Here is a 25,058-nt window from a genome sequence, read left to right on the forward strand (position 1 = left end):
TCATGACTTTCGATCACACAACCGACAGCATTACGTCACCTGTCGATCCGTGGGTCACGCCCACGGCCCCGCCGGAACTCACCGCTGCGGCAACGGACGCTCTGCACCGAGCCGTGCTGGCCAAATTGTTCTCCGAATTCACCCACGAACGCATGCTCAGCCCCCAACCCGATGGCGACGGCTGGTCCGTCAGCGATGACAGTGGGCGCATCCGGTGGTGGTTCCGGGCAACTCGACATCCCCTGAACCACTGGGAGGTTGAACCGGAATCGATTCGGCGGCTGCCCGCCGGTGAGAACCGGGACCCGCAGCAGGCCATCCTGGACCTGCGCAGCACGCTGGGTATCGCGGACGCCGTTCTTCCGCTGTACCTGGAGGATCTCTCGGCCACCATGCTCACGATGGCCCGCCGACGGGCCGGCCGGGCGCCGTCGTCGTGGGAACTGGCTCATAGCCCGCTGGCCGAGGTGGAGCGGTACCTGGACCGGGGACACCCAGGTTTCGTCGCCAGTTCCGGGCGCGTGGGCATGGGCGCGAACGAACAGGAGGCGTGGTCCCCAGAGGCTGCAAACCCCACGCGGCTCGTGTGGCTCGCGGCTCGTAAATCCTTGTGCACCGTGTCCCTGTCGAGCGAACTGACCGAGCGCGAACACCTCGATCTGCACCTGCTGCCGACCGAACAGGAACAGGTCGACCGCGCGGTGCGCGCCGCGGGTGAAAATCCCCGTGAGTACACGCCGATCCCCGTGCACCCGTGGCAGTGGGAACATCGCATCCTGCCGGGAATGCTTCCCGACGTACTGCGGCACGACCTGATCCTGGCCGGTCCGAGCGCGCACGGCTGGCGGGCCCAGCAATCGTTGCGCACGTTCCTGGACGTGGACGACCCCTCTCGGGACTACGCCAAGACCGCGCTGGGCGTGCACAGCATGGGGTTTTTGCGCGGGCTCTCCCCTGCGTACATGCGCACCATGCCCGCGATCAGCGACTGGCTGCACCAGACCGTGACCTCGGACCCGTTTCTGATGGAATCCGGGATCCGGGTGCTGCGAGAACGATCGTCGGTCGGGTGGACCGGGGATGCGCATCACCGATCGGGAGTCTCTTCCGATCACACGAAACAGCTCGCGGCGCTGTGGCGGGAATCGACGATTTCGCTGCTGCGCATCGACGAACACGCGGCCAGCCTGGCCGGGGTGCTGCACACCGATCCGTTCGGTGGCACGTTGATCGGGGCCTGGATCGAGCGTTCGGGGGCCACCGCTCACGACTGGGTTCGAGCCCTCCTGAACGTGTACCTCGTGCCGGTCTCGCACCTGCTGCTGGCCCACGACATAGCGCTCATGCCACACGGCGAGAACGTGATTCTGCGGCTACGCAACGGATTCCCGGTCGGAGTGTTCTGGAAGGACCTGGGCGAGGAACTCGCCGTGCTCAGTGACCGCCCGGTGCCCGAGGAGCTTGAGCGGATTCGCACGGTGGTTCCGCCCGAGACGCGCGAGTTGTCCATTCATACGGACGTCGTCGACGGCGTGTTGCGTCACCTGGCCGTGCTCCTGGATGGCCACGGGCTGCTGCCAGAAGCCGAGTTCTGGTCACTGGCCGCAGAGGTCCTGGATGAGCACCGCGATCGTTTTCCCGGCCACTGGCGTGAGCTGGACTTGTTCCGAGACCGCTTTGTGCATTCGTGCCTCAACCGGTTGCAGCTTCGCAATCCGCAGCACATGGTGGACCTCACGGATCCGGCCGGGTCATTGGCCCTCGCGGGTCGTTTGGAGAACCCCTTGGCGCGCTACCGGACGGCCCGAGTGGGTGGCACCCCATGACACCAGAACTGTCAGGAGCCGGGTGGCGGGTGTTCCGCGACCCGGCCGGTGTGCCCCACGTCCAAGGTTCGGACCTCAAGAGCTTGGCCACGGGCCACGGGGCGATCACAGCGGTGGATCGGCCGTGGCAGCTGGAGGTACTGCGGCGTCGGGCGGAAGGGCGATCGGCGGAACTGTTGGGCCCCGATCAGGTGGACGCCGATCACCTGTCCCTGGCCATGGAGATCGAGCTCACGGCACTGCGGTGGTGGAAGGCCGCTGGCACGGAGGACCAGCAATTTCTCGCGGCCTACGCGGACGGGGTCAACGGCTCGATCGGGTCCGCATGGGCCGAGTGCCCGGAAGCGCTGGAGCTCGGGTTGGCCGATCTGGAACCGCGACCGTGGCAGCCGTGGACGCCTCTGGCCGTGCACCTTGATGCGCATCTGCTGTCCGGTTCACTGCCGGAGCAGGTATGGCGGCACCGGGTACGAACCACGCTGGGTGACGAGTGGGTGGCCGTGCTCGATGCGGAAACTCCACGCGGTTCCGGTTCCAATGCATGGCTCGTGCCCGCGGACCTCTCGGTGTCAGGAGCGCCGTTGATCGCCGCGGATCCCCACCGCGTGGTCGAGGAATCCGGACCGTACCAGCCCGTGTGTTTCTCGGCTCCCGGTCTGCGGGTCCGTGGCCTGGCGCTCGTGGGACTGCCCGGCGTGCCGCATTTCGGACGCACCGAGTCCGCCGCCTGGGCGATCACCGCGGCCATGACCACCACCGAAACCCTGTGTGAGGTGACGGTGCAACGCCGTACCGACGGGCTCGTCGCGGTGGATACCGGCGAGTCTTTGGATGAGCGCGCCGTCGATCTGAGGTCAGCGCATTGCGGCACCCAGACGCGCTGGGTGCGCCGGTGCTCGGGCGGGTTTGTGCTCCCCGGGGACGCCGGCGCCGAGCAACGGCTTCTCGCGCTTGCCGAGGGCGAGTGCGCCCGGGTTCTCGTAGTTCGCCCGGCTGTACCGTGCGCGCCCGAACGAGCCGTTTCTGCATGTCGGGAACTATTGGGCGCGATATCCGTGGCGGACGTTGCGGCCGCGTGGCAGGGCTGGGTGGTCCCCGTCAACGATGTGATCACCGCCGACCGCACCGGCGCGTGCCTACACACGGTCGCGGGCAGCTACCTGCCTGCGCCGTGCAACGACGACGCCGCCGCGCCTGTGGGTGCCTTTGGTTCCGTTGGATCCCGGGAGCCGTCCGGGGCCACTCATGCACGTGGCTCTCGTGGCTCTTGTGGCTCTCGTGGCTCTCGTGGCTCTCGTGGCGAGCATCTCGACCACGTCATGGTCAGGGCCAATCAGCGGCCGGCCGATGAGCATGAGTCCGCGGCGAGGCTCGGCTGCGCTCCCCCGCACCGAGCGCGACGGGCAACCCAGCTGCTCGAGCAAGCCATTGCGGAGCGTGGCGTCGTGAGCCATGAGGATCTGCTGGCCGCGCAAGTGGACACCCACCTGGGCACTTGGCCGGGGCTGTTGGCGCAGCTTTTGGGAGACCGCGGACCTGTCGCGAAGACTCTCCGCGACTGGTTATTGGCCTGGGACGGCGACATGTCCGCCGATTCCGAAGTCGCGGCGCTGTTTGCTCGGTGGCGTGATGCCTTCGCCCGGGAACTGGCCGCCTCGGAGGTCCTCACACCGCTGCTTGCCTCCAGCCGACTACCCGCCCTGTGGCAACCGTTCCTCGACCCGGTGGCTCGGGTGGGACTGGCGCTGGAGAGCATCGTGGTGCGCGGTCAACGGGTTGGCTTTGATCCGCGAGTCGCGGCCGTCAGGGCCTTGGACAGTGTGGCGGCCGAACACCCCGAAGCAATGGACGCCGCCGGTAGTCGCTCGGTTGAGAACCAGCCGAGTTGGGGTCTTTTGCACGCCTTCGCACCCCACCGCGCCCACCCGGACCTTCCACCCTTCACTGCTGTTCCGGTCGGTGGAGATACCGATTGTCTACTGTCCGCGGGAACCATCCCCGGCTGGGGTCCGGCGTGTGCCCGTGTCCCGGCGGCCAGGGTGTTGTGGGATCTGGCCGACCCGGCGGCGTCGTGGTGGATCACACCGGACCCCGTGGATCGTGGCTCACTCGGGTCCGCGCCGGTACTTCGCTGGGCCGCGGGCGAAATGGACCACGCCCTTCCCTGGGTTCCCGCCGGCGGACTTGAGCCGACCGATGCGCCTCTGGGCCTCGGAAGGCTGTCGGACGGTCTCGCGGCGGTGGGGCGGCCCTTCGTGCCCGTGGTCGGTTCCGCCCAGGATGTGAACGATGTGGTGAGCGGTCACCTCTCGCTGCGCCCGGTGGATGCCGCCCGGGACTGCGAATTGATCTACTCATGGGTCCAGGAGGAACGTGCCCGGTTCTGGGGCATGAACGATCTCACGTTCGAGCAGGTCCGCGACCTCTACGCGTTCCTTTCCACCACGACCACGCACCACGCGTGGCTCATCGAACTCAACCAACGACCGCTCGGACTGTTCCAGACCTACGAACCGCACGCTGACATCACCGGCGCGTTCTACACGGTGGAGCCGGGAGATCTGGGAATTCACGTGCTCCTGGCGCCGGTCCGGAACCGGGTCCCCGGCATGACCGACGCGATCAGCGCACTGATCCAATGCGAAATCATCAAGCAGGGCCGCACGCGCCGGATCGTGGCGGAACCCGATGCGTCCAACGACCTCGCGCTCGCGCGACTGCAGGCCATCGGATTCACCCTCGGCCCGGTCATCGACCTTCCCCACAAGACCGGGCGGCTCGCGTTCTTCACGCTGCCCTAGAACACCCGCGAGAACGACGACGCCGCCCCGGCACCTTTCGTGCGAAAGGTGCCGGGGCGGCGTCGTCGAACTGGTGCTCGCCCTTAGTCGCGAGTGAGGCGACGGTGGGTGAGGCGACGGGGACGTGCGGCCTCCGGGCCGAGACGCTCCATCTTGTTCTCCTCGTAGGATTCGAAGTTGCCCTCGAACCAGTACCAGTTGTCCGGGTTCTCCTCGGTACCTTCCCAGGCGAGGATGTGGGTGGCCACGCGGTCCAGGAACCAACGATCGTGAGAGACCACCACGGCGCAGCCGGGGAATTCCAGCAACGCGTTCTCCAGGGAACCGAGGGTTTCCACGTCCAGATCGTTGGTGGGCTCATCCAGCAGCAACAGGTTGCCGCCCTGCTTGAGGGTCAGCGCCAGGTTGAGGCGGTTGCGCTCACCACCGGAGAGCACACCGGCCTTCTTCTGCTGATCCGGGCCCTTGAAGCCGAACGCGGAGACGTACGCGCGGGACGGCATTTCGACCTTGCCCACGTTAATGTAGTCCAGGCCGTCCGAGACGACCTCCCACAGGGTCTTCTCCGGGTCGAGATTCTCGCGGTTCTGGTCAACGTAGGAGATCTGGACCGAGTCGCCCACCTTGAGCTCGCCGTCGTCGAGTGGTTCCAGGCCCACGATGGTCTTGAACAGCGTGGACTTACCGACACCGTTGGGGCCGATCACGCCCACGATGCCGTTGCGCGGCAGGGAGAACGAGAGATCCTTGATGAGCGATCGATCGCCGAAGCCCTTCACCAGGTCCTCGGCCTCGATCACCAGGTTGCCCAGGCGGGGTCCCGGCGGGATCTGGATTTCCTCGAAGTCCAACTTGCGGGTCTTCTCGGCTTCCGAGGCCATTTCCTCGTAGCGCGCCAGACGCGCCTTGGACTTGGCCTGACGACCCTTGGCGTTGGAGCGCACCCAGTCGAGTTCTTCCTTCAGACGCTTGGCCTGCTTGGCGTCCTTCTTGCCCTGGACTTCCATGCGCTTGGCCTTGGTGTCCAGGTAGGTGGAGTAGTTGCCCTCGTAGGGGTACAGGCGACCGCGGTCGACCTCACAGATCCACTCGGCCACGTGATCCAGGAAGTACCGGTCGTGGGTCACGGCCAGGACGGCACCGTGGTAAGCAGCCAGGTGCTGCTCGAGCCACAGCACGGACTCTGCGTCCAGGTGGTTGGTGGGCTCATCGAGGAGCAGCAGGTCGGGCTTCTGCAGCAGCAGCTTGCACAGCGCGACACGACGACGCTCACCACCGGAAAGGACCTTCACGTCCGTTTCGGGCGGCGGGCAGCGCAGCGCATCCATGGCCTGCTCGAGCTGGGAGTCGAGGTCCCACGCGTTCGCGGCGTCGATCTCTTCCTGGAGCTTGCCCATTTCTTCCATGAGCGCGTCGAAGTCAGCGTCGGGCTCGGCCATTTCGGCGGAGATCTCGTTGAAGCGATCGAGCTTGCCCTTGATCTCGCCAACGCCTTCCTCGACGTTGCCCAGAACGGTCTTCTCTTCGTTCAGCGGCGGCTCCTGCAGCAGGATGCCCACGGAGTAACCGGGGGTCAGCCGCGCCTCGCCGTTGGAGGGCTGGTCGATGCCAGCCATGATCTTCAGGATGGTCGATTTACCAGCACCGTTGGGACCCACAACGCCGATCTTGGCGCCGGGGTAGAACGACATGGTGACATCGTCCAGAATGACTTTGTCGCCCACTTTCTTGCGGGCTTTGGACATGGTGTAAATGAATTCCGCCATACCCTCCAGGCTACCGCGCCCGCGCGCCTCTTCCAGCCACGTTCAACTCCCAGCGCGCAGCTCCCCCGACGACGCCGCTCCGTTGCGTTACCGGGGTCACACGTGGGCCCCGGTAACGCGCGGCTGATGTCTTGGGTGGTTCGTTTTCAGTCGCTCCCCACTCCGACCGGGGTGCGCTCCTCGGAATCCTCCTCCACGGAGTCCTCATCGGCGTCCAGGCCCTGGGTCAGATCACTCAAGGGTGTGAAGGTGTCGTCGGGATCGGATTGGATGATTTCTCCGTGACCGTGCGCGTCCAGTCGCTCGTTGTCCTCGAGTCCCGCGATCTTGGCGCCGATTTCATCCTGGGTGGCTTCATCTGCTCCGCCGGCTGCATTATGCGGACGTTGGCCCTGACCACCAATGCGGGAGAAGTTGGCCGTACCGAAGTTGAGGTCATGGCCGATGGCTGTGGCGTCGACCTGCACGGTGGTGCGCGGGCCGTTGTCCGACATCCATTCCTGAATCTGAAGCTTTCCGGTCACGATGACCGGTTGCCCGCAGCGCACGCTGTTCATCACGTGCATGGCCAATCCGCGGAAGCACCGTACGGAATACCAGTTGGTGCTGATATCCACCCACGTGTTCTTCTCCGCGTCGAAACGGCGTGTGGTGGTGGCCAAGCGGAAGCGCGCGGCAACGGTGCCGTCGTCGAACAGATGGGACTCGGGGTCTTTGCCGACGAATCCTCGGAGGGTGATGTGCTCAGGCATGGGATGCTCCTTCGGGTGAGCCATCCCCGCGGCTCGTGGAACGGCGAGGACGGAACCGGTGCCCCAGAAATGAGGGGTGTCTCCACCGTGCCTCTCGTGATGCGCTGCCGATCCAGCAGATCCCCCAAATGTGGATGAACGGGGTGATGGAGCTCTTGGGCGCCAGCTGTGCAGTGCAAGCGCCGTGGCTGATGTCCCCAGGCCAGGACATAACCGCCCAACGACATGGTCCGAGCCGGTCTCTGACGTGAGCCAGCGGCCCAAGCGTTGCTACACTGTATTGGCGCTTCACGCGCTCCGCCTCGGTAGCTCAGTGGATAGAGCAGGAGCCTTCTAATCTCTTGGTCGGGGGTTCGATTCCCTCTCGGGGCACCAAAAACCTGCCGATACATCTGAGGGGCCGTTGGAACCTTTTTTCCCAGTGGGAAGGGATCCAGCGGCCCCCCGGATGTGGTTGGCGGTCCTGGTAACGCCTAGCGTGCGTCCGGACCCCAAGCCCAATATCTCGCGCCTTGTGCTCAGTGCCCAGTGCGTTTCGGTCTGTGTCCTTTGACTTGAGTCTTGTGTCTTGTGTCTTCTGTCTTGTGCCAGCCACCTGGGTCCACGTACCCCGGGTGTCGCCCACCCTGCGATTCCGCTGCCCGAGCCGCGTGTCTGCATTCTGATTGACGTCGGGACCACGATGACTGATCCCCCGCATTCTGATCGACGCCGAAACCACGATGACTGATCCCCCGCATTCTGATCGACGCCGAAACCACGATGACTGATCCCACGCATTCTGATTGACCGTGGAGCCAAGAATCGAAAGAGTTGAGGCTTTATTGTCGATCAGTTTGCACCGATGTCTTCGGCCCGGGTCCTACCGTCGACCGAAATGCACCGGCTGCCCGGGCCAGGGTCTCACCGTCGACTCGTGTCGGCACCTCCGGCCGCCAAGCGCCGAAAAATCCTGCAGATACGTCTGAGGGGCCGGTGGAACCCTTTTTCCCAGTGGGAAGGGTTCCACCGGCCCCTCAGGTGTTGCAGATGGTTCTATCAGCCCCCGGCGTGCGCGCGCTACGTTGCCACAGACCTCATCGCCTCTTGCCTCTTGCCTCTTGCCTCTTGCCTCTTGCCTCTTGCCTCTGCGAGTGTCCACGCCTATTGCCAATGCGACTGCCCATGCCAATCCCAACGTCAATGGCAATCGCAATCGCAATCGCAATGCCAAGAGAGCACACGCCTAGTGCCCGTAGAACACCCGCTCGAACACGGTGCGGGACTGCCGGGTGATCCGTAGGTAATCCTCTTCCAGCTGTGATGCCGAACCGGGTTCGTACCCGATCCACCGGGCCACGGCTTCCAGGTCCACACGACGCGACGGCACGGAGTCCGAGGAACGGCCCGAGCGCAATACGTTGCCGTTTCTGATGGCCGTCGCCAGTGTCCACGCGCTCTTGAGCACCTGGGCGTCCTGGGGTGCCAAGAGATCGGCCTCGACCGCAGCTTCCAGCGCAGCCAGGGTCGATGTGGTGCGCAGGCCCTCGACCTTGTGACCGTGCTGCAACTGCAGCAGTTGAACCAGCCACTCGACATCCGAGAGCCCGCCACGACCGAGCTTCAGCTGGCGATTGGGGTCTGCACCGCGCGGCATGCGTTCACTCTCCACGCGGGCCTTCATACGGCGCACGTCGATGAGCTGACGGTCGGTGAAATCCGCCGGATACCGGAAACGGTCGAACACTCGAACGAGCGCCGTGGCGACGTCCTCGTTGCCCGCCATGTATCGAGCCCGCGTGAGCGCCTGGAACTCCCAGGTCTGACCCCACCGGTCGTAGTACTGGGCGAAGGACTCCACCGAGCGAGCCATGGGACCCTGCTTGCCCTCGGGCCGCAGATCGTTGTCGATCTCCAACGTGCGCTCGGCAATGATGGGCGGCTTGCACGGCATCTTGAGCAGCTGCACCATGCGCGCGAAAATCTTCTCGGCCTGGGAACGTGCATCGCTGGATTCGGCTCCGTCGCGCGGCTCGAAGGCGTACATCACGTCCGCATCCGACCCGTATCCGATCTCCCGGCCACCTTGACGACCCATGGCCACGACCATCAGATCGGCCAGGTTCTCCTTGTCATCGCCCTCGCAGAGCTCTCGCTGCGCAATGTACAGAGCCCCCATCACGGTGGCCTGATCCACGTTGGACAGCCCGGTCACGACCGATTCGACCGAAGCCAAACCGCTGGTGTCCGCGAGCGCAATGCGCAACTGTTCGCGGCGTCGAATTTGCCGGATGGCGCGAATGGCCTCCTCGGGCTCGGGGTGCCGTTGCAACTGGGTGCGCATTTCCTTGGCGAGTTCATCCAGGGCGCGCGGTCGCAACTGCGGATCATCACCCAGCCAGGCAATTGCCTGCGGCGAGGTTTCCAGCAGGTCCGAGACGTACCGGGAGCTGGACAGGATCTGGCACAGTCGCTCGGCTGCGGCGTTCGAGTCGCGCAGCAGGCGCAGGAACCATGGGGTGTTGCCCATGGCCTCGGAGATTTTCCGGAAGTTGAGCAGACCGGCGTCCGGGTCCACACCCTGCGCGATCCAGTCCAACAACACCGGCAGCAGAGTTCGTAGGATCTCCGCACGTCGGCTGACCCCACGGGACAGCGCCTCGATGTGACGCATGGCCGCCTTGGTGTCCTGATAACCCAGGGCCGCCAAGCGGTCCAGCGCGGATTCGGTGGTGAGCGTCGTATCCGTGGGTGCGTTGGCCAGCGCAGCCAGCATGGGGCGGTAGAAAATCCGCTCGTGCATGGTGCGCACGGTGCGTTTGACCTTGGTCCAGTCCTCCGTGAGTACCTTGCCCGTCGGGTGACGGTTCTCCCCCGCGCCATCCACGGAGCGCGCGACCACGGACAGTTCCCGTTCGTCCCGCGGCATGAGGTGGGTACGGCGCATCCGGAACAGTTGGATGCGATGCTCGAGCAGGCGCAGCCACCGGTAGCTGCGGTGGAATTCCTCACCGTCGCTGCGGGAAATGTACCCACCGGCGGAGAGCGCCACGAGCGAATCGGTGGTGGCCTTGGTGCGCACGGTTTCATCGCTGCGACCGTGCACGAGCTGCAGCAACTGCACGGTGAATTCGACATCGCGCAAACCACCCGGGCCAAGCTTGATCTGGCGGTCCCGGTCTGCTTCGGGAATATTGTCGGTGACTCGTCGTCGCATGGCTTGGACGGATTCCACGAATCCCTCGCGCTCGGCAGAGGACCACACGAACGGTGCAATGGCGTCCTCGTAGCGCTCCCCCAGCTCGCTGTCGCCGGCAATGGCTCGGGCCTTGAGTAATGCTTGGAACTCCCACGACTTGGCCCAGCGCTTGTAGTAGCGCACGTGCGAATCCAGCGTGCGGACGAGTGGCCCGTCCTTGCCCTCGGGCCGGAGGTTGGCGTCCACTTCCCACAGCGCCGGCTCCGGACCGGACGTCATGATTGCGCGTGCCATGCCGGAGGCCAGACTCGTGGCAATCTCCGTAGCCAGCTGTTCGTCCGGCGCCTCGCCCTGGTCAGCGGCCTTGACGTCGACGACGTACACCACGTCCACGTCGGAAATATAGTTCAGCTCGCGGGCACCACACTTGCCCATTCCGATCACGGCCAAGCGCACCTGATCAACCAGGGATTGATCCCATTGTTCATTGGCCTCCGCGCGGGCCACGGCCAAACCCGCCTCTATGGCGGCTCCGGCCAGATCTGCGAGCTGTCGGCCCACGGACGGCATGTAGTCCACGGGATCCAGCGCGCCGACGTCGCGAATGGCCACCTTGGTGATGCCCCGCCGGTACGCGACCCGCAGCGCCTTGTAGGCTTCTGCGCCGGTTTCGGTGGCGGTGGGAATTTCGGACTCGGGATCCGCGCCGACCGATTCCAGTAGGGCGTCCCGGAAGACGTCCGCGTTGTCATGACCGGGTTTGTCCTGGGGTTCGATATCCAGCAGATCCAGGTTGTGCGGGGCCCGCAGCAAGAATTCACCGAGGGCTTCGGAGGCACCCAATAAGCGGAACATGGTTTCGGACTTCCGCGGATCACCGTTGACCCGTTTCGCGATCTCCGGATGCTGTTCGATCAAACGCACGATCAACTGCAACGCCGCATCCGGTGACGCGGCATGGGCCAGCCCGTCGAGCAGCAGCTCCAGATCGACGTCGTCGAGTTCACGGAAGCCCAGCCAGCGCCTGGCGTTGGTGACGTCCGCGAACCCGATGGAGATCAGCCGCTTGGCCGAGATCTTCTCCGCGCGTTCCTTGGCAGTTCCTTCCGTTGCCCCCATGGCCCCCACGCCTACAGGATTCCCAGGTTGGTACGCAGCTCGTAGGGGCTGACCTCCACCCGGTAGTTGTCCCAATCGCGGCGCTTGTTCCGCAGGAAGTAGTCGAAGACCTGCTCGCCCAGCAGCTCCGCCATGAATTCCGATTCCTCGGTCTGGCGGATGGCTTCGTGCAGGCTCGTGGGCAACGGCTGGTGGCCCACTGCACGGCGTTCGGCACTGCTCATGGCGAAGACGTCGTCCATTTCAACCGGTGGCAGCTCGTACTCGTTCTCGATGCCTTTGAGACCGGCACCCAGTAGCGCGGCGTAAGACAGGTACGGGTTGGTCGCGGAGTCGATGCCGCGGTACTCGATGCGGGAGGACTGCACCTTGTCCGGCTTGTACAGCGGTACGCGCACCAGGGCCGAGCGGTTGTTGTGTCCCCAGGACATGTAGGACGGTGCTTCGTCACCGGCCCAGAGTCGCTTGTAGGAGTTCACGAACTGATTGGTCACGGAGGTGAACTCGGGTGCGTGGCGCAACAAGCCGGCGATGAAGTGCCGGCCGGTCTTGGACAGTCGGAACTCCGCGCCGGCCTCGTAGAACGCGTTGGTGTCACCCTCGAAGAGGGAGAAGTGGGTGTGCATGCCCGAACCGGGCTGGCGGGAGAACGGTTTAGGCATGAAGGTCGCGTAGATGCCCTGGGACAACGCCACTTCTTTGACGATCGTGCGGAACGTCATGATGTTGTCCGCGGTCTGCAGCGCATCCGCGTAGCGCAGGTCGATTTCGTTCTGGCCGGGCCCGGCCTCGTGGTGGGAGAACTCCACGGAGATCCCCACGGACTCGAGCATATTCACCGCGGTGCGGCGGAAATCCTGTACAACGCCGCCGGGGACGTGATCGAAATAGCCTTCGTAGTCCACGGGGGTGGGTTCACCGGTCTTGGGATCCAGCTCCGAGGATCGCAGCAGGTAGAACTCGATCTCCGGGGCGGTGTAACACGTGAAGCCCATGTCCGCGGCCTTGTTCAGGACTCGCCGGAGCACGCCACGCGGATCGGAGGCGGAGGGCTCACCGTCAGGGGTCTTGAGGTCGCAGAACATACGGGAGGTGGGTTCATCGTCCCCGCGCCACGGCAGCAACTGGAACGTGGAGGGGTCCGGCTGCAGCAGCATGTCGGATTCGTAGACGCGTGAGAGTCCCTCGATCGACGAGCCGTCAAAGCCCAAGCCCTCATCGAACGCGGCTTCGACCTCGGCGGGAGCCAGCGCGACAGACTTCAACGTTCCCACGACATCCGTGAACCACAGACGCACGAATCGCACGTCACGATCCTCAATGGTTCGCAAAACGAATTCTTGCTGCCGATCCATGTGGAGCCACCTCGGGTATCTCGACCGTGTTGCGGATGTGGTCGCGGCACCGTGACGTCCCCGTCACAGGTGAGCCGCTACCCCAACTCTAACGGCAGGTACCCACACGCAGACGCGACGCACGAGCTCCCGGGGCGTGCGGCGTCGCCGGCGGTACCCTGGAGCAATGACCGCTACGCCCCAGTCAGACCAGGCCTCGACGACCCCCTCGCTGAGTGAGGTGACCCGCGTGCGCACGGTGCATTTGCAGCGTGCCAAGGCGCAGGGTGAGAAATTCGCGATGCTCACCAGCTACGACTCCCTGACGGCAGCCATTTTCGACGGCGCCGGCGTGGACGTCCTGCTCGTGGGAGACTCCGCAGGTAACAACGTGCTGGGTTACGAAACCACCATCCCGGTCACCGTCGACCAGATGATCCCCTTGGCCGCCGCCGTGGCTCGCGCAACTCAGCGCGCTCTTGTGGTCGTGGATCTGCCCTTCGGTTCCTACGAGGAATCCCCCGAACAAGCGGTTCGCACCTCGGTGCGCATCATGAAAGAAACCGGCGCGCACGCCGTGAAACTTGAGGCCGGCGAGGAATTGGCCGATCACGTGGCCGCCGTGGTGCGGGCGGGCATTCCCGTGATGGGCCACGTGGGATTCACGCCCCAGTCCGAACACGCGCTGGGTGGCTACCGGGTCCAGGGCAAGGGCGACGCCGCCGCCAAGCTGATTGCCGATGCTCAAGCCGTGCAGGCGGCCGGGGCCTTCGCCGTGGTCCTTGAAATGGTCTCCGCGGACGCCGCGGAGGAGGTCGAGGACATCCTCTCGATTCCCACCGTGGGCATCGGTGCCGGCAACTCCACCACGGGTCAGGTGCTCGTGTGGCAAGACATGTTGGGGCTGAGGACCGGACGCATGCCGCGATTCGTCAAGCAGTACGCCCAGCTGTCCGAGACCATCGGTGACGCCGTGGGCAGCTACGTGGCCGAGGTGAAGTCCGGCACGTTCCCCGCCGAGGAGCACAGCTTCCGCGGCTGACCTCGATCCAGACAATGCAATGGCCCGGACGTTGACGTCCGGGCCATTGGCATGTGCGGAAGGTGGCGTCACTCGCCCTTGTAGGCGGCGTCCTCATCGTCCCAGCGCTTGGTGTTCTCCGCGGCAGTCTTCAGCGCACGCGAAGCTTCCTCACGAGTGGCATACGGCCCCATGAGCTGGCGATAGTCGTCCTTAGGCCCCTCCTCGACCTGCTTGGTGTACAGGTTGTACCAGTACTCAGCCATGACATTCCCTCACTCTCACGGCGCTGCGCGCCCTTCGACAGTTCAATCCACGGGACGTGAAACCCAGGACCTCTGCCCGGCTCTGCTCCGAGCGTCTAAGGATTAGGCTAGTGCCAAGACCCGCGCAGTGCCCGCATACCGCCCGGCAGCTGCCCTTCGTTTCAACCCGTTGGAGGCAACGACCCACCGTGACATCGCACAACCTGGCCCCAGCTCCCGGATCCACCGCTCCCGTCGGGGACCTCAAACCGGGGATCATCGGACCCTCACGGACGGTCCCCGCCTCGATCACCCGCCCCGAATATGTGGGCCGCATGGATGCCAATGAAGGCAATGACTCCAACATGTACACCCCGGAGGAGATCGAGCTGGTCCGCGAAGCCGGTCGCATTGCGGCCCGCGCCCTCGAACTGGCCGGTGCCGCGGCGCAGCCGGGAGTCACCACGGACGAGCTGGACCGCATCGCCCACGAGTACATGTGCGATCATGGTGCCTACCCCTCGTGCCTGGACTACCGCGGTTTCCGCAAGTCGATCTGCACCTCTCTCAATGAGGTCATCTGTCATGGAATCCCGGACTCCACCGTGCTCGAGGACGGGGACATCGTGAACCTGGATGTCACCGCGTACAAGAACGGGATGCACGGCGACACCAACGCCACCTTCCTGGTGGGCGACGTGGACGAGGACTCCCGGCTCCTGGTGGAACGCACCCGCGAAGCCACCAACCGCGCGATCAAGGCCGTCCGCCCGGGCCGCGAGATCAACGTGATCGGTCGGGTCATCGAGAAGTACGCCAAGCGCTTCAACTACGGCGTGGTCCGCGACTTCACCGGTCACGGCGTAGGGCGCGAGTTCCACTCCGGGCTGATCATCCCGCATTACGACGCCGCCCCCGGCTACAGCACCGAGATGAAGCCGGGCATGATCTTCACGATCGAGCCCATGCTCACCCTGGGATCGATTGCGTGGGACCAGTGGGAGGACGACTGGACCATCACCACGTCCGACAAGCGCCGCACCGCCCAATTCGAACACACCATGGCTGTGACAGAAGACGGCGTGGACGTACTCACCCTGCCGTAAACTAACCGCACATTCGGGGGTAGAACACTGCCCCTGACCACCTGGTTTCACCGTGAACCGAGAGGACCGTTCATGAGCCCCACCAACCCTTCGAAGGCCCCTTCGACGCTCGGCATCGGAGTTGATATCGGCGGTACCGGCACCAAGGGCGGGATCGTCGATCTCAGGACCGGGGAGCTCGTGGGCGACCGGTTCCGCATCCCCACGCCCAAGCCGGCCACCCCGGAGGCCGTGGCCACCGTGGTCAAGCAGATCGTGGACGAACTGCAGTCCCGCCCCGACGCCCCGGCTCCGGACTCGCACGTGGGCATCGTGTTCCCGGCCATCATCAAGGACGGCGTGGCGCTCTCGGCCGCCAACGTGGACAAGTCATGGATCAACACCAACGTGGATGCGCTCATGACCGAAACCCTGGGCCGTGAAGTGGAGGCTCTCAATGACGCCGACGGCGCCGGGTTGGCGGAGGCGTACTACGGCGCGGGCCGCGACAAGACCGGTTTGGTCATGGTCATCACCCTGGGCACCGGCATCGGATCCGCAATGATCCTCAACGGCCAGCTGGTTCCCAACGCCGAGCTAGGCCACCTGGAAATCGACGGCCACGACGCCGAGACCCAGGCATCGGCGGCGGCTCGCGAACGCGAGGATCTACCATGGAAGAAATGGGCCAAGAAGCGACTGCAGCGGTATTTCTCCCACGTGGAGTTCCTGTTCTCCCCGTCCCTGTTCATCATAGGCGGCGGTGTGTCCAAGAACTCCGAGAAGTTCGTGCCGTACCTGGACCTGAAGACCCCGGTAGAGATTGCCTCACTGCGCAATAACGCGGGAATCGTGGGTGCTGCCCTGTGGGCCCAGCAGTGCCGTGATGCACAGGCGGCCAAGGCAGTGATCGACCCCGAGAAGAAGTAGCACGAACCCCGAACGCAAAGAATCCCGTTGGTACCGCGGCTTCCCCTCCGCAGTCCCAACGGGATCTTCGTGTTCTAGTTTATGTAGCTCTGGCGATTCAATCAACACCACGGAGCAGTTCATCTGTGAGCGATCGCAGGAACCCGCCCACGAACGCGTCCACCTTGACCGTGGCCAGGTGATCGGAGCCCGTGACCCCGTGATTGACGATGACCACGGGAATCCCGTTGCTCACCGCCCGACGCACATACCGTTTGCCGGAATTGACTGTCAATGACGTGCCCGCGACAAGAAGTGCCTCGGCCCTGTCGACCACCAGTTTTGCGTAACGCACCCGCTCCGCCGGCGCGTTCTCGCCGAAGAACACCACGTCGGGTTTGAGGATCCCGCTGCACACCGGGCAGTCCAGGATGTTGAAGTGCTCGGTGTGTTCAATGGTGGCGTCCGCGTCCGGCGCGTATTCGATGTCGTGGCGCGTGGCGACGTCGTCGTAGAACCCGGGATTCAACGCATCCAAGCGATCCGACAACACCGCACGGGGAATGGTGGAGCGGCAACGGGTGCAGATCACCCGTTGATGGGTGCCGTGCAGGTCCAGGACGTCGATACATCCGGCTTTTTGATGCAACCGGTCGATGTTCTGGGTGATGATTCCGCAGAGCGAGCCCCGGTGTTCCAATTCCGCCAGGGCCGCGTGCGCCTCGGAAGGTTTAGCCTGGGCGACGAAGTGCCATCCGAACTGGTTACGCGCCCAGTAATGACGACGCATCCGTTTCGAGCCCATAAATTGCTGGTAGGTCATGGGCGTTCGTGGTTTCGCCCCGGGGCCCCGATAGTCCGGGATACCGGAATCGGTGCTGACGCCCGCGCCCGTGAGGACCGCCAACCGCCGTCCCGACAACGCGGAAACCGCCGCTGGCAGTCCAGCGGCGGCATCGAGGGCATGAGGATCCGGAAACTGTGTCGCGTCCAGGGGCGCCCCGTAGCCGGCGCGAATCACCCGAACGGGCATCAGTGCTGCTCGAGTTGGGCCAGCGCCTGTTCGAGGCGCTCCAATTGCCGGGGTTCCGTGACCTCGGACTCGATAGCGTCCACGATCACGCCCTGGGAATCAAGGACAAACGTCTGCCGCTTGGCGTAACCGCCGTCCTCGGACAGAACGCCGAAGCGCCGGCTGACATTACCGTGGGGCCAGAAATCTGACAGCAACTCGAAGTCATAGGATTCCTGGCGTGCGAAAGCGTCCAGGGTGAAAGAACTGTCGGTGGAGATCCCCAGCACCTTGGCGTTGCTCATCTCGAACACCTCGGGGTGGTCCTGCAGATAGCACAGCTCACTGGTGCACACGGGTGAGAACGCGAACGGGAAGAAGATCAACACCGCGGGGTTGCCGCGCAGCTGTGAGAGCGTCGCCGCGGTGCCGCGCTGGTTGGGCAGGGTGAAATCCGGTGCGGAAGACCCGACGGAGATCATGGGAGCAGCTCCTGGCGTGGCTGGTGGGTGATCGCGCACATGGTCAGAAATTGCGCTTGGGTGCCAACCGGGTGACGGACCAGTCCGCGGAAACCCGCGCGGTGGTGGTCACGTGCAACCCCGCGGTGGGGGCAGCATCTTGCACGTCGGCCGGGGAAACGTGGCCTTCGCGGCCGGCCTTGGGGGTCAGCAGCCAGACCACACCGCCCTCGTCAAGGGTCGTCTGGACGTCCACGAGTTCGTCCACCAGGTCTCCGTCGCCGTCGCGCCACCACAGAATGACGGCGTCCACCACTTCCTGGGCCTCGTCATCGAACAGCTCAGAGCCGATGGTGGCTTCGATCTGGTCCCGCAACTGAGCGTCGACGTCGTCGTCGTAACCGAACTCCTGGACGTAGTCGCCGTCCTTAAAATTGAGCTGGTCCACCGCGGACTCGTCGGGGGCCTTTGCCTCGCTCACCGTATATACTCCTTCTCGATGTAGACGTGCAACCGCCCACAGTGCCGATGCACTGACGGATGTCGTGGCCGACGGGTGCCGGACCGAACATATAAACGGTGCGATACAAGACAACACCGGATTCGAGTCTCGTTCAAGCTCCACCGCATGGAAAGCGCGGATTCAAATTGTTGTGACGACTTCTATGTGACGCGCGGAACCAGAGCCTGCCGGTATGATCACTGACCATTTATGACACGATATAGAGCAAAGCGGTACGTCCCACAGCGGGCACCGATGACGCTCCTCGCCGGGCCACCCCCGATTCACGGAGCCGATGATAGAGAGGTTGAAGTGTCTTCATCCAGCAACCACCACATTCTCAGTGGCTTGACCAATAATCTGGAGGACGCCAACTCCGAGGAAACCCAAGAGTGGATCGAATCCTTCAAGGGTCTGATCGAGACTCAGGGCACCGAACGCGCGCAGTACATCATGCGCGCCATGTTGCAGTACGCGGGTGCGCATTCGGTCGGTGTGCCCATGGTGACTACCTCGGACTACGTGAACACCATCCCCGTGGACCAGGAACCGGAATTCCCCGGCGACGAGGAGATCGAGCGCCGGTACCGCGCGTTCATTCGCTGGAACGCCGCCGTGATGGTCCACCGCGCGCAGCGCCCCGAAATCGGGGTGGGTGGCCATATTTCCTCCTACGCCGGCGTGGCCACCCTCTACGAAGTGGGCTTGAACCACTTCTTCCGCGGACCCGAGCACCCGGGTGGTGGTGACCAGATCTTCTGGCAGGGCCACTCCTCCCCCGGTAACTACGCTCGCGCCTACTTGGAAGGGCGCCTGACCGAGGAACAGCTGGATGCCTTCCGCCAGGAGAAGACCAAGGCTCCCGAGGGGCTGCCCTCGTACCCGCACCCGCGGTGCCTCCCCGATTTCTGGCAGTTCCCCACCGTATCCATGGGTATCGGTCCGATGAACGCCATTTATCAGGCGCAGTTCAACCGCTACCTGCACAACCGCGGCATCAAGGACACCTCCGACCAGCACGTGTGGGCCTTCTTGGGCGACGGCGAGATGGACGAGCCAGAGAGCCGCGGTCTGCTGCAGCTGGCCGCCAACGACAAGTTGGACAATCTCACGTTCGTGGTCAACTGCAACCTGCAGCGACTCGACGGCCCGGTGCGCGGTAACGGCAAGATCATCCAGGAGCTCGAAGCGTTCTTCCGTGGCGCGGGCTGGAACGTCATCAAGGTCGTGTGGGGCCGCGAGTGGGATTCCCTGCTTGAGAAGGACAAGACCGGCGACCTCGTTCGGATCATGAACGAAACGCTCGATGGTGATTACCAGACGTACAAGGCCGAGTCCGGTGGATTCGTGCGCGATCACTTCTTCGGCAAGTCCCCGGAGACCAAGGAATTGGTGGCCGATCTCTCCGATGACGAGATCTGGAACCTGAAGCGCGGCGCTCACGACTACAACAAGGTCTATGCCGCGTATAAGGCAGCACTGGAGCATAAGGGCCAGCCCACGGTGATTCTGGCCCAGGCCATCAAGGGTTACGGACTGGGATCGCACTTCGAGGCGCGTAACGCAACGCACCAGATGAAGAAGTTGACCCTGGACGACCTCAAGGCCTTCCGCGATCGCATGCGCATCCCGATCAGCGACGAAGAGCTCGAAAAGGATCTGTACGGCGCGCCGTACTACCACCCGGGTGCCGATTCGCCGGAGATCAAGTACATGCTCGAGCGGCGTAAGGAACTGGGTGGCTTCACCCCCGACCGCCCGCACGAGCAGAAGGAGATCACCCTTCCCTCGGACAAGGCGTTCAAGTCCGCGAAGAAGGGCTCCGGTAAGCAGCTCGCCGCGACCACCATGGCGTTCGTGCGCATCCTCAAGGATCTGATGCGTGAGAAGGACTTCGGTCAGCGCATCGTGCCGATCGTGCCCGACGAAGCCCGTACGTTCGGTATGGACTCGTTCTTCCCGACGTCCAAGATCTACAACCCGAACGGGCAGAACTACCTGTCCGTGGACCGCGAACTGATGCTGGCCTACAAGGAGTCCGAGCAGGGCGTCATCCTGCACCCGGGTATCAACGAGGACGGCGCAGTGGCCGCGTTCACCGCGGCGGGCACCTCCTACGCCACCCAGGGCGAACCGATGATCCCGTTCTACATCTTCTACTCGATGTTCGGCTTCCAGCGCACCGGTGACGTGTTCTGGGCCGCAGCGGACCAGTTGGCGCGTGGCTTCATCATCGGCGCGACCGCCGGTCGCACCACGCTGGCCGGTGAAGGTCTCCAGCACATGGACGGCCACTCGCCCTTGTTGGCCGCGACCAACCCCGCCGTGATCCACTACGACCCCGCCTACGGCTACGAAATCGCGCACATCATCAAGCGCGGCATCGAGCAGATGTACGGCACGGCCGACGAGGACCACAACGTCATGTACTACCTCACGGTGTACAACGAGCCCATCCACCAGCCTGCCGAGCCGGAGAACGTGGATGTCGAGGGCATCGTCAAGGGCATCTACCTGCTCAAGCCGGCCGAGAACGAGGGTCCCCGTGCGCAGTTGCTCGCCTCCGGTGTGGGTGTGCCGTGGGCCATCGAAGCTCAGAAGATCCTCGCGGAGGACTGGGGTGTTTCCGCCGATGTGTGGTCGGTAACCTCGTGGATCAACCTGCGTCGCGACGCGCAGGCCGCCGAGGAAGAAGCGTTCCTCAACCCCAACGAGGGTGCCCGCACCCCGTACGTGGCCCAGGCTCTGGCGGGTGCCACCGGTCCCGTCGTCGCCACGAGCGACTTCGCCTCGGACCTGCCGGACATGATCCGGCAGTACGTGCCCAACGACTGGGCATCCCTGGGTGCGGACGGGTTCGGATTCTCTGACACCCGCGCCGGCGCTCGTCGCTTCTTCAACATCGACGCTCACTCGATGGTGGTGCGCACTCTGGAGATGCTGGCCAAGCGCGGTGAGGTCGACTGGTCCGCTCCGGCCCAGGCGATCGACAAGTACGACCTGCTCAACCCGAACGCCGGTACCTCCGGCAACGCCGGCGGCGAGGCCTGATCTCGCCGACCGCACGGTGACGGTTCCCGGGACACGCTCCCGGTAACCGTCACCCGGAATCGACCCTGACGCCCGCTCACGAAACCGTGGGCGGGCGTCAGGGTTTTGGATGCACTAACCTCATTCCATGGCTTCCGATTCCAAGGGCACGGCTCCCGCACGACAACGCTCCTCTCGACGTGTGACGTGGCCCCTGCGTAATCGACCTGCCGGAAGCCCCCATCCGCGCACCCTGGACAATCTCAAGGCCAATCTGGGCCAGGTTTCCACCGTGGCCGTCCAACGGCTGAGCACTACGTTGCCGTGGTTCTCCCAGCTGCGCGCCGATGAACGCTCCGAGCTCGGGCTCCTGGCTCAGCGCGGTATCTCCTCCTTCGTGCGCTGGTACGAGGACCCGCAAGAGCCGGTCTGGGTGCTCACGGAAGTCTTCAAGCAGGCGCCCACCGAACTCACCCGTTCCATTTCCCTGCAGAACGCGCTGCAGGTCCTGCGCATTGTGGTGGACGTCGTGGAGGAAAAAGTTCCCGAGCTCGCGCAGCCCAGTGACGAGAGCGCATTGCGCGAGGCCGTGCTGCGCTTCTCGCGTGAAGTCGCCTTTGCAGCCGCGGACGTCTATGCCAAGGCCGCCGAGAACCGCGGCTCGTGGGACGCCCGGTTGGAGTCACTCGTGGTGGACGGGATCCTGCGCGGGGACCGCTCGGATTCCATCCGTTCCCGGGTCGCCGCGCTCGGGTGGACGGATCAGGGTCAGGTCACAGTCATGGTGGGTACGGCACCGGCCACCACCGGGCCGGGCAGTGTGGACAAGATCCGCCGTTCCGCGACCCGCCATGCCGCGGAGTGCTTGGTCTCGATCCAGACCGATCGCCTGGTGCTTGTCCTGGGTGACGTCGAGGACCCCCGACGCGCTCTTCCCAGACTCGCGTCCGTGTTCGGTGAGGGGACCGTGGTCTTCGGCCCCGCCGTCGACACGGTGTTCGATGCGAAATACTCCGCCGACCGCGCGTCGGCAGGGTTCCGAGCGACGTCGGCGTGGCCCCAGGCCCCGAGGCCGGTGGACTCCGAGGACGTGTGGCCCGAACGCGCCATGTCCGGCGATCCACTGGCCCTGCGAGCGATGGTCGACGCCGTGTGGGAACCGCTGTCCAGCTCCTCTACCGGACTGGTGGACACCCTCAGCACCTACTTCAGTGTGGGTAATTCTCTCGAGGCCACGTCTCGCGAACTGTTCGTCCACGCCAACACCGTGCGCTATCGGCTGCGCAGGGTCTGCGACATCACCGGGTGGGACCCCTTGATCCCCAGAGATGCCTTCGTGCTGCACTGTGCCATGGTCGCGGGTCGCCTGAACTCGCCCCAATAGGGGTGGGTTTGTAGGACTCGCACAAAGCAGCACACACCACTTGGTGGCCGAGAACACCCCCGATCCGGTCACGATTTGGTGAAATAGGATGGTGATTGCCGTAGTTTGCCCGGGTCAGGGCTCCCAGAAACCAGGTTTCCTCCGCGAATGGCTGACCGTGGACGGTGTGCCAGAGCATGTAGCGCAACTGTCCGAGGCCGCCGGGCTGGATCTCGCCCATTACGGCACCAAAGCGGACGAGGAAACGATCAAGGACACTGCCGTCGCACAGCCGCTCATCGTGGCGGCAGGACTCATCGCCGGACGGCTGCTGGCCAGCTCCTACAAGGACCGCGATGACATCGTCTTCGCGGGTCACTCCGTGGGCGAGATAACCGCCGCCGCTCTGTCGGGCGTACTGAGCGAGGCGGACGCCATGCGATTCGTCCGGGTTCGCGCCACCGAAATGGCCAAGGCCGCCGCGGCAACGCCCACGGGCATGGCCGCAGTTCTCGGCGGCAAGGCCGACGACGTCGCCGAGGCCATCGCAGCAGCCGGCACCTCCCCCGCCAACGCCAATGGTGGTGGCCAGGTCGTTGCGGCCGGCACCCTGGAGCAGTTGGCTGCGTTGAAGGAGAATCCCCCGGCCCGCGCCAAGGTGATCCCCCTCAAGGTGGCCGGGGCCTTCCACACCGAGCACATGGCTCCCGCGCTGGAACCGCTGCGTGAGCTGGCTCCGCAGCTGTCCCCGCAGGACCCCGCCCACACGTTGTTGACCAACTTCGACGGCTCGGTCATCGCCTCGGGAACCGACGTTCTCGAATCCCTCGTGGAGCAGGTCTGTCGCCCCGTGCGCTGGGACGCCTGCATGGACACCATGGCCGAGCTGGACGTGGAGCAGCTCATCGAGCTTCCGCCGGCCGGCACTCTGGCGGGGCTGGCCAAGCGTGGCCTGAAATCTGCACAAGCAACCGCGGTTAACACACCCGAAGATCTTGAAGCGGTCCGGAGTATTCTGAGCTGACAACGGTGCCTCGCCATCGAGCAGCACGCAACGGATTTGCACCAAGTAAGGAGTCAGCCTCTCGTGGCGACCATTAAGCAGAACACCCCGAACGCCCATTCCAAGATCTTGGGTATGGGTGCCTACCGTCCTTCCGTGACGGTCACCAATGACGACGTGTGCCAGTGGATCGAGTCCTCGGACGAGTGGATCGTCAAGCGCACCGGTATTCACACCCGAAAGCGTGCTCCCAAGGAAGTCTCCGTGCTGGAGATGGCCGAGCACGCCGCGCGTGAAGCCCTGGAGAACGCCGGACTCACGGGCGAGCAGTTGAGCACGATCATCGTCTCGACCGTGACGTTCCCGTACATGACGCCCTCGTTGGCGGCCAAGCTCGCGGATCGCATTGGTGCGACCCCGGCGGCTGCCTACGACGTCTCGGCGGCCTGCGCCGGTTACTGCTACGGCATCGCCCAGGCGGACGCGCTCGTGCGTTCCGGTGCGGCCACCAACGTTCTGGTGATCGGTGCCGAGAAGCTCTCGGACGTGATCGATAACGGTGAGCGTTCCATTTCGTTCCTGCTCGGCGACGGCGCCGGAGCTGCGGTCATCGGCCCCTCGGACGAGCCCGGCATTGGTCCCTCCGTCTGGGGTTCGGACGGTTCCAAGTGGGACGCCATTCGCATGACTCACCCGCTCACCGACATCCTGACGGTGGAGCAGGGCGGCGAACGCACCTTCTCCAAGGACCTCACGGACCCGGAGACCGGCGAAATGCGCCCGGACGCCACCCTGTGGCCCACGCTGCGCCAGGACGGCCAGACGGTCTTCCGTTGGGCCTCGTGGGAAGGCGCGCGCGTCGCTCAGGAAGCGCTCGACGCCGCAGGTTTGGCTCCCGAGGAATTGGCCGCTTTCGTGCCCCACCAGGCGAACATGCGGATCATCGATCAGATGGCCAAGGTGCTCAAGCTGCCCGAGTCGGTCATCATCGCCCGCGACATTGCGGACGCGGGTAACACCTCTGCCGCATCCATCCCCTTGGCCACACACCGCCTGCTCGCGGAGCACCCGGAACTGTCCGGAAAGCCCTCGTTGCAAATCGGTTTCGGTGCGGGTCTGGTTTACGGCGCCCAAGTGGTGCTGCTGCCCTAAACCCGCCAGTGAGGTGTCGTAGGGTTAGACCGCACACCTTATGTTCTTGGATCGTTCCGGTTGAATCGGTGCGAACCACAGCGACAGCTCACCAGAGCGTCGTCGTTCAATAGCAAGGTCGCGTGATGCGACCCCAGAGAAAGGAAGCCACCATGGCGAGCAAAGACGAAATCCTGGCCGGCCTGGCAGAAATCGTGAACGAAGAGACCGGCCTGGAGACCGAAGCTGTCCAGCTCGACAAGTCCTTCACCGACGATCTCGACATCGACTCGATCTCGATGATGACCATCGTGGTCAACGCCGAGGAGAAGTTCGACGTGACCATTCCTGACGAAGAGGTCAAGAACCTCAAGACCGTCGAGGACGCCGTCAACTTCATCGACAACGCTCAGGCCTGAGCCTTCGATGAAGCGCGGCGTGCTGGGCGGCCCTTCACGGGTCATCCGCACGCCGCGCTTCGTCTACCGGACCCCTGGCCACCGCCAGCCTCCGGAACCCA

18 protein-coding genes and 1 tRNA gene are annotated in these 25,058 nt (G+C 64.5%); 11 read left to right on the plus strand and 8 right to left on the minus strand.

The annotated features are described in order from the left end of the window. Positions 1–2: 2 nt before the first annotated feature. Together CKW39_RS11445 and CKW39_RS11450 are read left to right on the plus strand one after the other, a co-directional pair. On the plus strand, positions 3–1,826 hold the full coding sequence (locus tag CKW39_RS11445; RefSeq protein ID WP_095798240.1) for an IucA/IucC family siderophore biosynthesis protein: 1,824 nt from the start codon (positions 3–5) through the stop codon (positions 1,824–1,826). Next, positions 1,823–4,627, plus strand: a complete 2,805-nt coding sequence (locus CKW39_RS11450; RefSeq protein WP_095798241.1) for a GNAT family N-acetyltransferase — start codon at positions 1,823–1,825, stop codon at positions 4,625–4,627. The genes CKW39_RS11445 and CKW39_RS11450 overlap by 4 nt, the downstream gene beginning before the upstream one ends. A gap of 83 nt (positions 4,628–4,710) precedes the next feature. Here the strand turns inward: CKW39_RS11450 and ettA are convergent, their stop codons facing one another. Together ettA and CKW39_RS11460 are read right to left on the minus strand one after the other, a co-directional pair. Beyond that, a complete protein-coding gene (gene ettA / locus CKW39_RS11455; RefSeq protein ID WP_095798242.1) occupies positions 4,711–6,393 on the minus strand; it encodes an energy-dependent translational throttle protein EttA in 1,683 nt (560 codons plus the stop codon). 146 nt (positions 6,394–6,539) lie between these two features. Next, positions 6,540–7,145 (minus strand): single-stranded DNA-binding protein, encoded by a 606-nt coding sequence (locus CKW39_RS11460; RefSeq protein WP_095798243.1) that lies wholly within the window; start codon positions 7,143–7,145, stop codon positions 6,540–6,542. Between the two features lie 299 nt (positions 7,146–7,444). On the opposite strand from CKW39_RS11460, the gene CKW39_RS11465 reads away from it, so the two are divergent. After that, positions 7,445–7,520 (plus strand) — tRNA-Arg (locus CKW39_RS11465). Between the two features lie 850 nt (positions 7,521–8,370). On the opposite strand, the gene CKW39_RS11470 is transcribed toward CKW39_RS11465, so the two are convergent. After that, positions 8,371–11,442, minus strand: coding sequence for a bifunctional [glutamine synthetase] adenylyltransferase/[glutamine synthetase]-adenylyl-L-tyrosine phosphorylase (locus CKW39_RS11470; RefSeq protein WP_095798317.1), 3,072 nt, complete (start codon positions 11,440–11,442; stop codon positions 8,371–8,373). 11 nt (positions 11,443–11,453) lie between these two features. Beyond that, positions 11,454–12,797 (minus strand): type I glutamate--ammonia ligase, encoded by a 1,344-nt coding sequence (gene glnA / locus CKW39_RS11475; RefSeq protein ID WP_095798244.1) that lies wholly within the window; start codon positions 12,795–12,797, stop codon positions 11,454–11,456. A 166-nt stretch (positions 12,798–12,963) separates the two neighbouring features. Here glnA and panB point away from each other — a divergent pair, with 166 nt between their 5' ends. Next, positions 12,964–13,818, plus strand: a complete 855-nt coding sequence (gene panB, locus CKW39_RS11480) for a 3-methyl-2-oxobutanoate hydroxymethyltransferase (RefSeq protein ID WP_095798245.1) — start codon at positions 12,964–12,966, stop codon at positions 13,816–13,818. Between the two features lie 68 nt (positions 13,819–13,886). Here panB and CKW39_RS15315 read toward each other — a convergent pair whose 3' ends face one another. After that, on the minus strand, positions 13,887–14,063 hold the full coding sequence (locus CKW39_RS15315; RefSeq protein ID WP_143469992.1) for an SPOR domain-containing protein: 177 nt from the start codon (positions 14,061–14,063) through the stop codon (positions 13,887–13,889). 188 nt (positions 14,064–14,251) lie between these two features. Here CKW39_RS15315 and map point away from each other — a divergent pair, with 188 nt between their 5' ends. Both map and ppgK read left to right on the plus strand, forming a co-directional pair. Then, entirely contained in the window at positions 14,252–15,148 is an 897-nt protein-coding gene (map, locus tag CKW39_RS11485) for a type I methionyl aminopeptidase (protein WP_095798246.1), read from the plus strand. Between the two features lie 72 nt (positions 15,149–15,220). After that, positions 15,221–16,057, plus strand: coding sequence for a polyphosphate--glucose phosphotransferase (ppgK, locus tag CKW39_RS11490; RefSeq protein WP_095798247.1), 837 nt, complete (start codon positions 15,221–15,223; stop codon positions 16,055–16,057). Between the two features lie 97 nt (positions 16,058–16,154). Here ppgK and CKW39_RS11495 read toward each other — a convergent pair whose 3' ends face one another. Genes CKW39_RS11495 through CKW39_RS11505 form a run of 3 tightly spaced genes read right to left on the minus strand, consistent with a single transcriptional unit; the run spans position 16,155 to position 17,990 of the window. Beyond that, a complete protein-coding gene (locus CKW39_RS11495) occupies positions 16,155–17,069 on the minus strand; it encodes a Sir2 family NAD-dependent protein deacetylase (protein WP_095798248.1) in 915 nt (304 codons plus the stop codon). Then, positions 17,069–17,530 carry a peroxiredoxin gene (locus tag CKW39_RS11500; protein ID WP_095798249.1) on the minus strand — a complete coding sequence of 154 codons (462 nt, stop codon included), beginning with the start codon at positions 17,528–17,530 and terminating at the stop codon, positions 17,069–17,071. Before CKW39_RS11500 ends, CKW39_RS11495 begins: the two co-directional genes overlap by 1 nt. 43 nt (positions 17,531–17,573) lie before the next feature. Continuing rightward, positions 17,574–17,990: a DUF3052 domain-containing protein gene (locus CKW39_RS11505; protein ID WP_095798250.1), complete on the minus strand. Its 417-nt coding sequence runs from the start codon at positions 17,988–17,990 to the stop codon at positions 17,574–17,576. 333 nt (positions 17,991–18,323) lie between these two features. Here CKW39_RS11505 and aceE point away from each other — a divergent pair, with 333 nt between their 5' ends. The 5 genes from aceE (at position 18,324) to CKW39_RS11530 (ending at position 24,957) form a co-directional block, all read left to right on the plus strand. Beyond that, positions 18,324–21,062 (plus strand): pyruvate dehydrogenase (acetyl-transferring), homodimeric type, encoded by a 2,739-nt coding sequence (aceE, locus tag CKW39_RS11510; protein ID WP_095798251.1) that lies wholly within the window; start codon positions 18,324–18,326, stop codon positions 21,060–21,062. Between the two features lie 127 nt (positions 21,063–21,189). Continuing rightward, on the plus strand, positions 21,190–22,425 hold the full coding sequence (locus CKW39_RS11515; RefSeq protein ID WP_095798252.1) for a CdaR family transcriptional regulator: 1,236 nt from the start codon (positions 21,190–21,192) through the stop codon (positions 22,423–22,425). A 91-nt stretch (positions 22,426–22,516) separates the two neighbouring features. Beyond that, a complete protein-coding gene (locus CKW39_RS11520) occupies positions 22,517–23,428 on the plus strand; it encodes an ACP S-malonyltransferase (protein ID WP_173674318.1) in 912 nt (303 codons plus the stop codon). Between the two features lie 63 nt (positions 23,429–23,491). Beyond that, positions 23,492–24,559, plus strand: a complete 1,068-nt coding sequence (locus tag CKW39_RS11525) for a beta-ketoacyl-ACP synthase III (protein WP_095798254.1) — start codon at positions 23,492–23,494, stop codon at positions 24,557–24,559. Between the two features lie 152 nt (positions 24,560–24,711). Continuing rightward, the gene (locus CKW39_RS11530) at positions 24,712–24,957 is read left to right on the plus strand and encodes an acyl carrier protein (protein ID WP_016996935.1); all 246 of its coding nucleotides are present in this window, start codon (positions 24,712–24,714) and stop codon (positions 24,955–24,957) included. Positions 24,958–25,058 lie beyond the last annotated feature (101 nt).

The organism is Kocuria sp. WRN011 (assembly GCF_002295155.1).
Taxonomy (GTDB): domain Bacteria; phylum Actinomycetota; class Actinomycetes; order Actinomycetales; family Micrococcaceae; genus Kocuria; species Kocuria carniphila.

Excerpts from the sequence above, each read along its gene's own strand:
- CKW39_RS15315 (WP_143469992.1), bottom strand. The coding sequence starts at position 14,063 with ATGGCTGAGTACTGGTACAACCTGTACACCAAGCAGGTCGAGGAGGGG.
- CKW39_RS11450 (WP_095798241.1), top strand. The coding sequence starts at position 1,823 with ATGACACCAGAACTGTCAGGAGCCGGGTGGCGGGTGTTCCGCGACCCG.
- CKW39_RS11495 (WP_095798248.1), bottom strand. The coding sequence starts at position 17,069 with ATGCCCGTTCGGGTGATTCGCGCCGGCTACGGGGCGCCCCTGGACGCG.
- CKW39_RS11515 (WP_095798252.1), top strand. The coding sequence starts at position 21,190 with ATGGCTTCCGATTCCAAGGGCACGGCTCCCGCACGACAACGCTCCTCT.
- panB (WP_095798245.1), top strand. The coding sequence starts at position 12,964 with ATGACCGCTACGCCCCAGTCAGACCAGGCCTCGACGACCCCCTCGCTG.
- CKW39_RS11470 (WP_095798317.1), bottom strand. The coding sequence starts at position 11,442 with ATGGGGGCAACGGAAGGAACTGCCAAGGAACGCGCGGAGAAGATCTCG.
- CKW39_RS11445 (WP_095798240.1), top strand. The coding sequence starts at position 3 with ATGACTTTCGATCACACAACCGACAGCATTACGTCACCTGTCGATCCG.
- ppgK (WP_095798247.1), top strand. The coding sequence starts at position 15,221 with ATGAGCCCCACCAACCCTTCGAAGGCCCCTTCGACGCTCGGCATCGGA.
- CKW39_RS11500 (WP_095798249.1), bottom strand. The coding sequence starts at position 17,530 with ATGATCTCCGTCGGGTCTTCCGCACCGGATTTCACCCTGCCCAACCAG.
- CKW39_RS11460 (WP_095798243.1), bottom strand. The coding sequence starts at position 7,145 with ATGCCTGAGCACATCACCCTCCGAGGATTCGTCGGCAAAGACCCCGAG.
- CKW39_RS11530 (WP_016996935.1), top strand. The coding sequence starts at position 24,712 with ATGGCGAGCAAAGACGAAATCCTGGCCGGCCTGGCAGAAATCGTGAAC.
- glnA (WP_095798244.1), bottom strand. The coding sequence starts at position 12,797 with ATGGATCGGCAGCAAGAATTCGTTTTGCGAACCATTGAGGATCGTGAC.
- ettA (WP_095798242.1), bottom strand. The coding sequence starts at position 6,393 with ATGGCGGAATTCATTTACACCATGTCCAAAGCCCGCAAGAAAGTGGGC.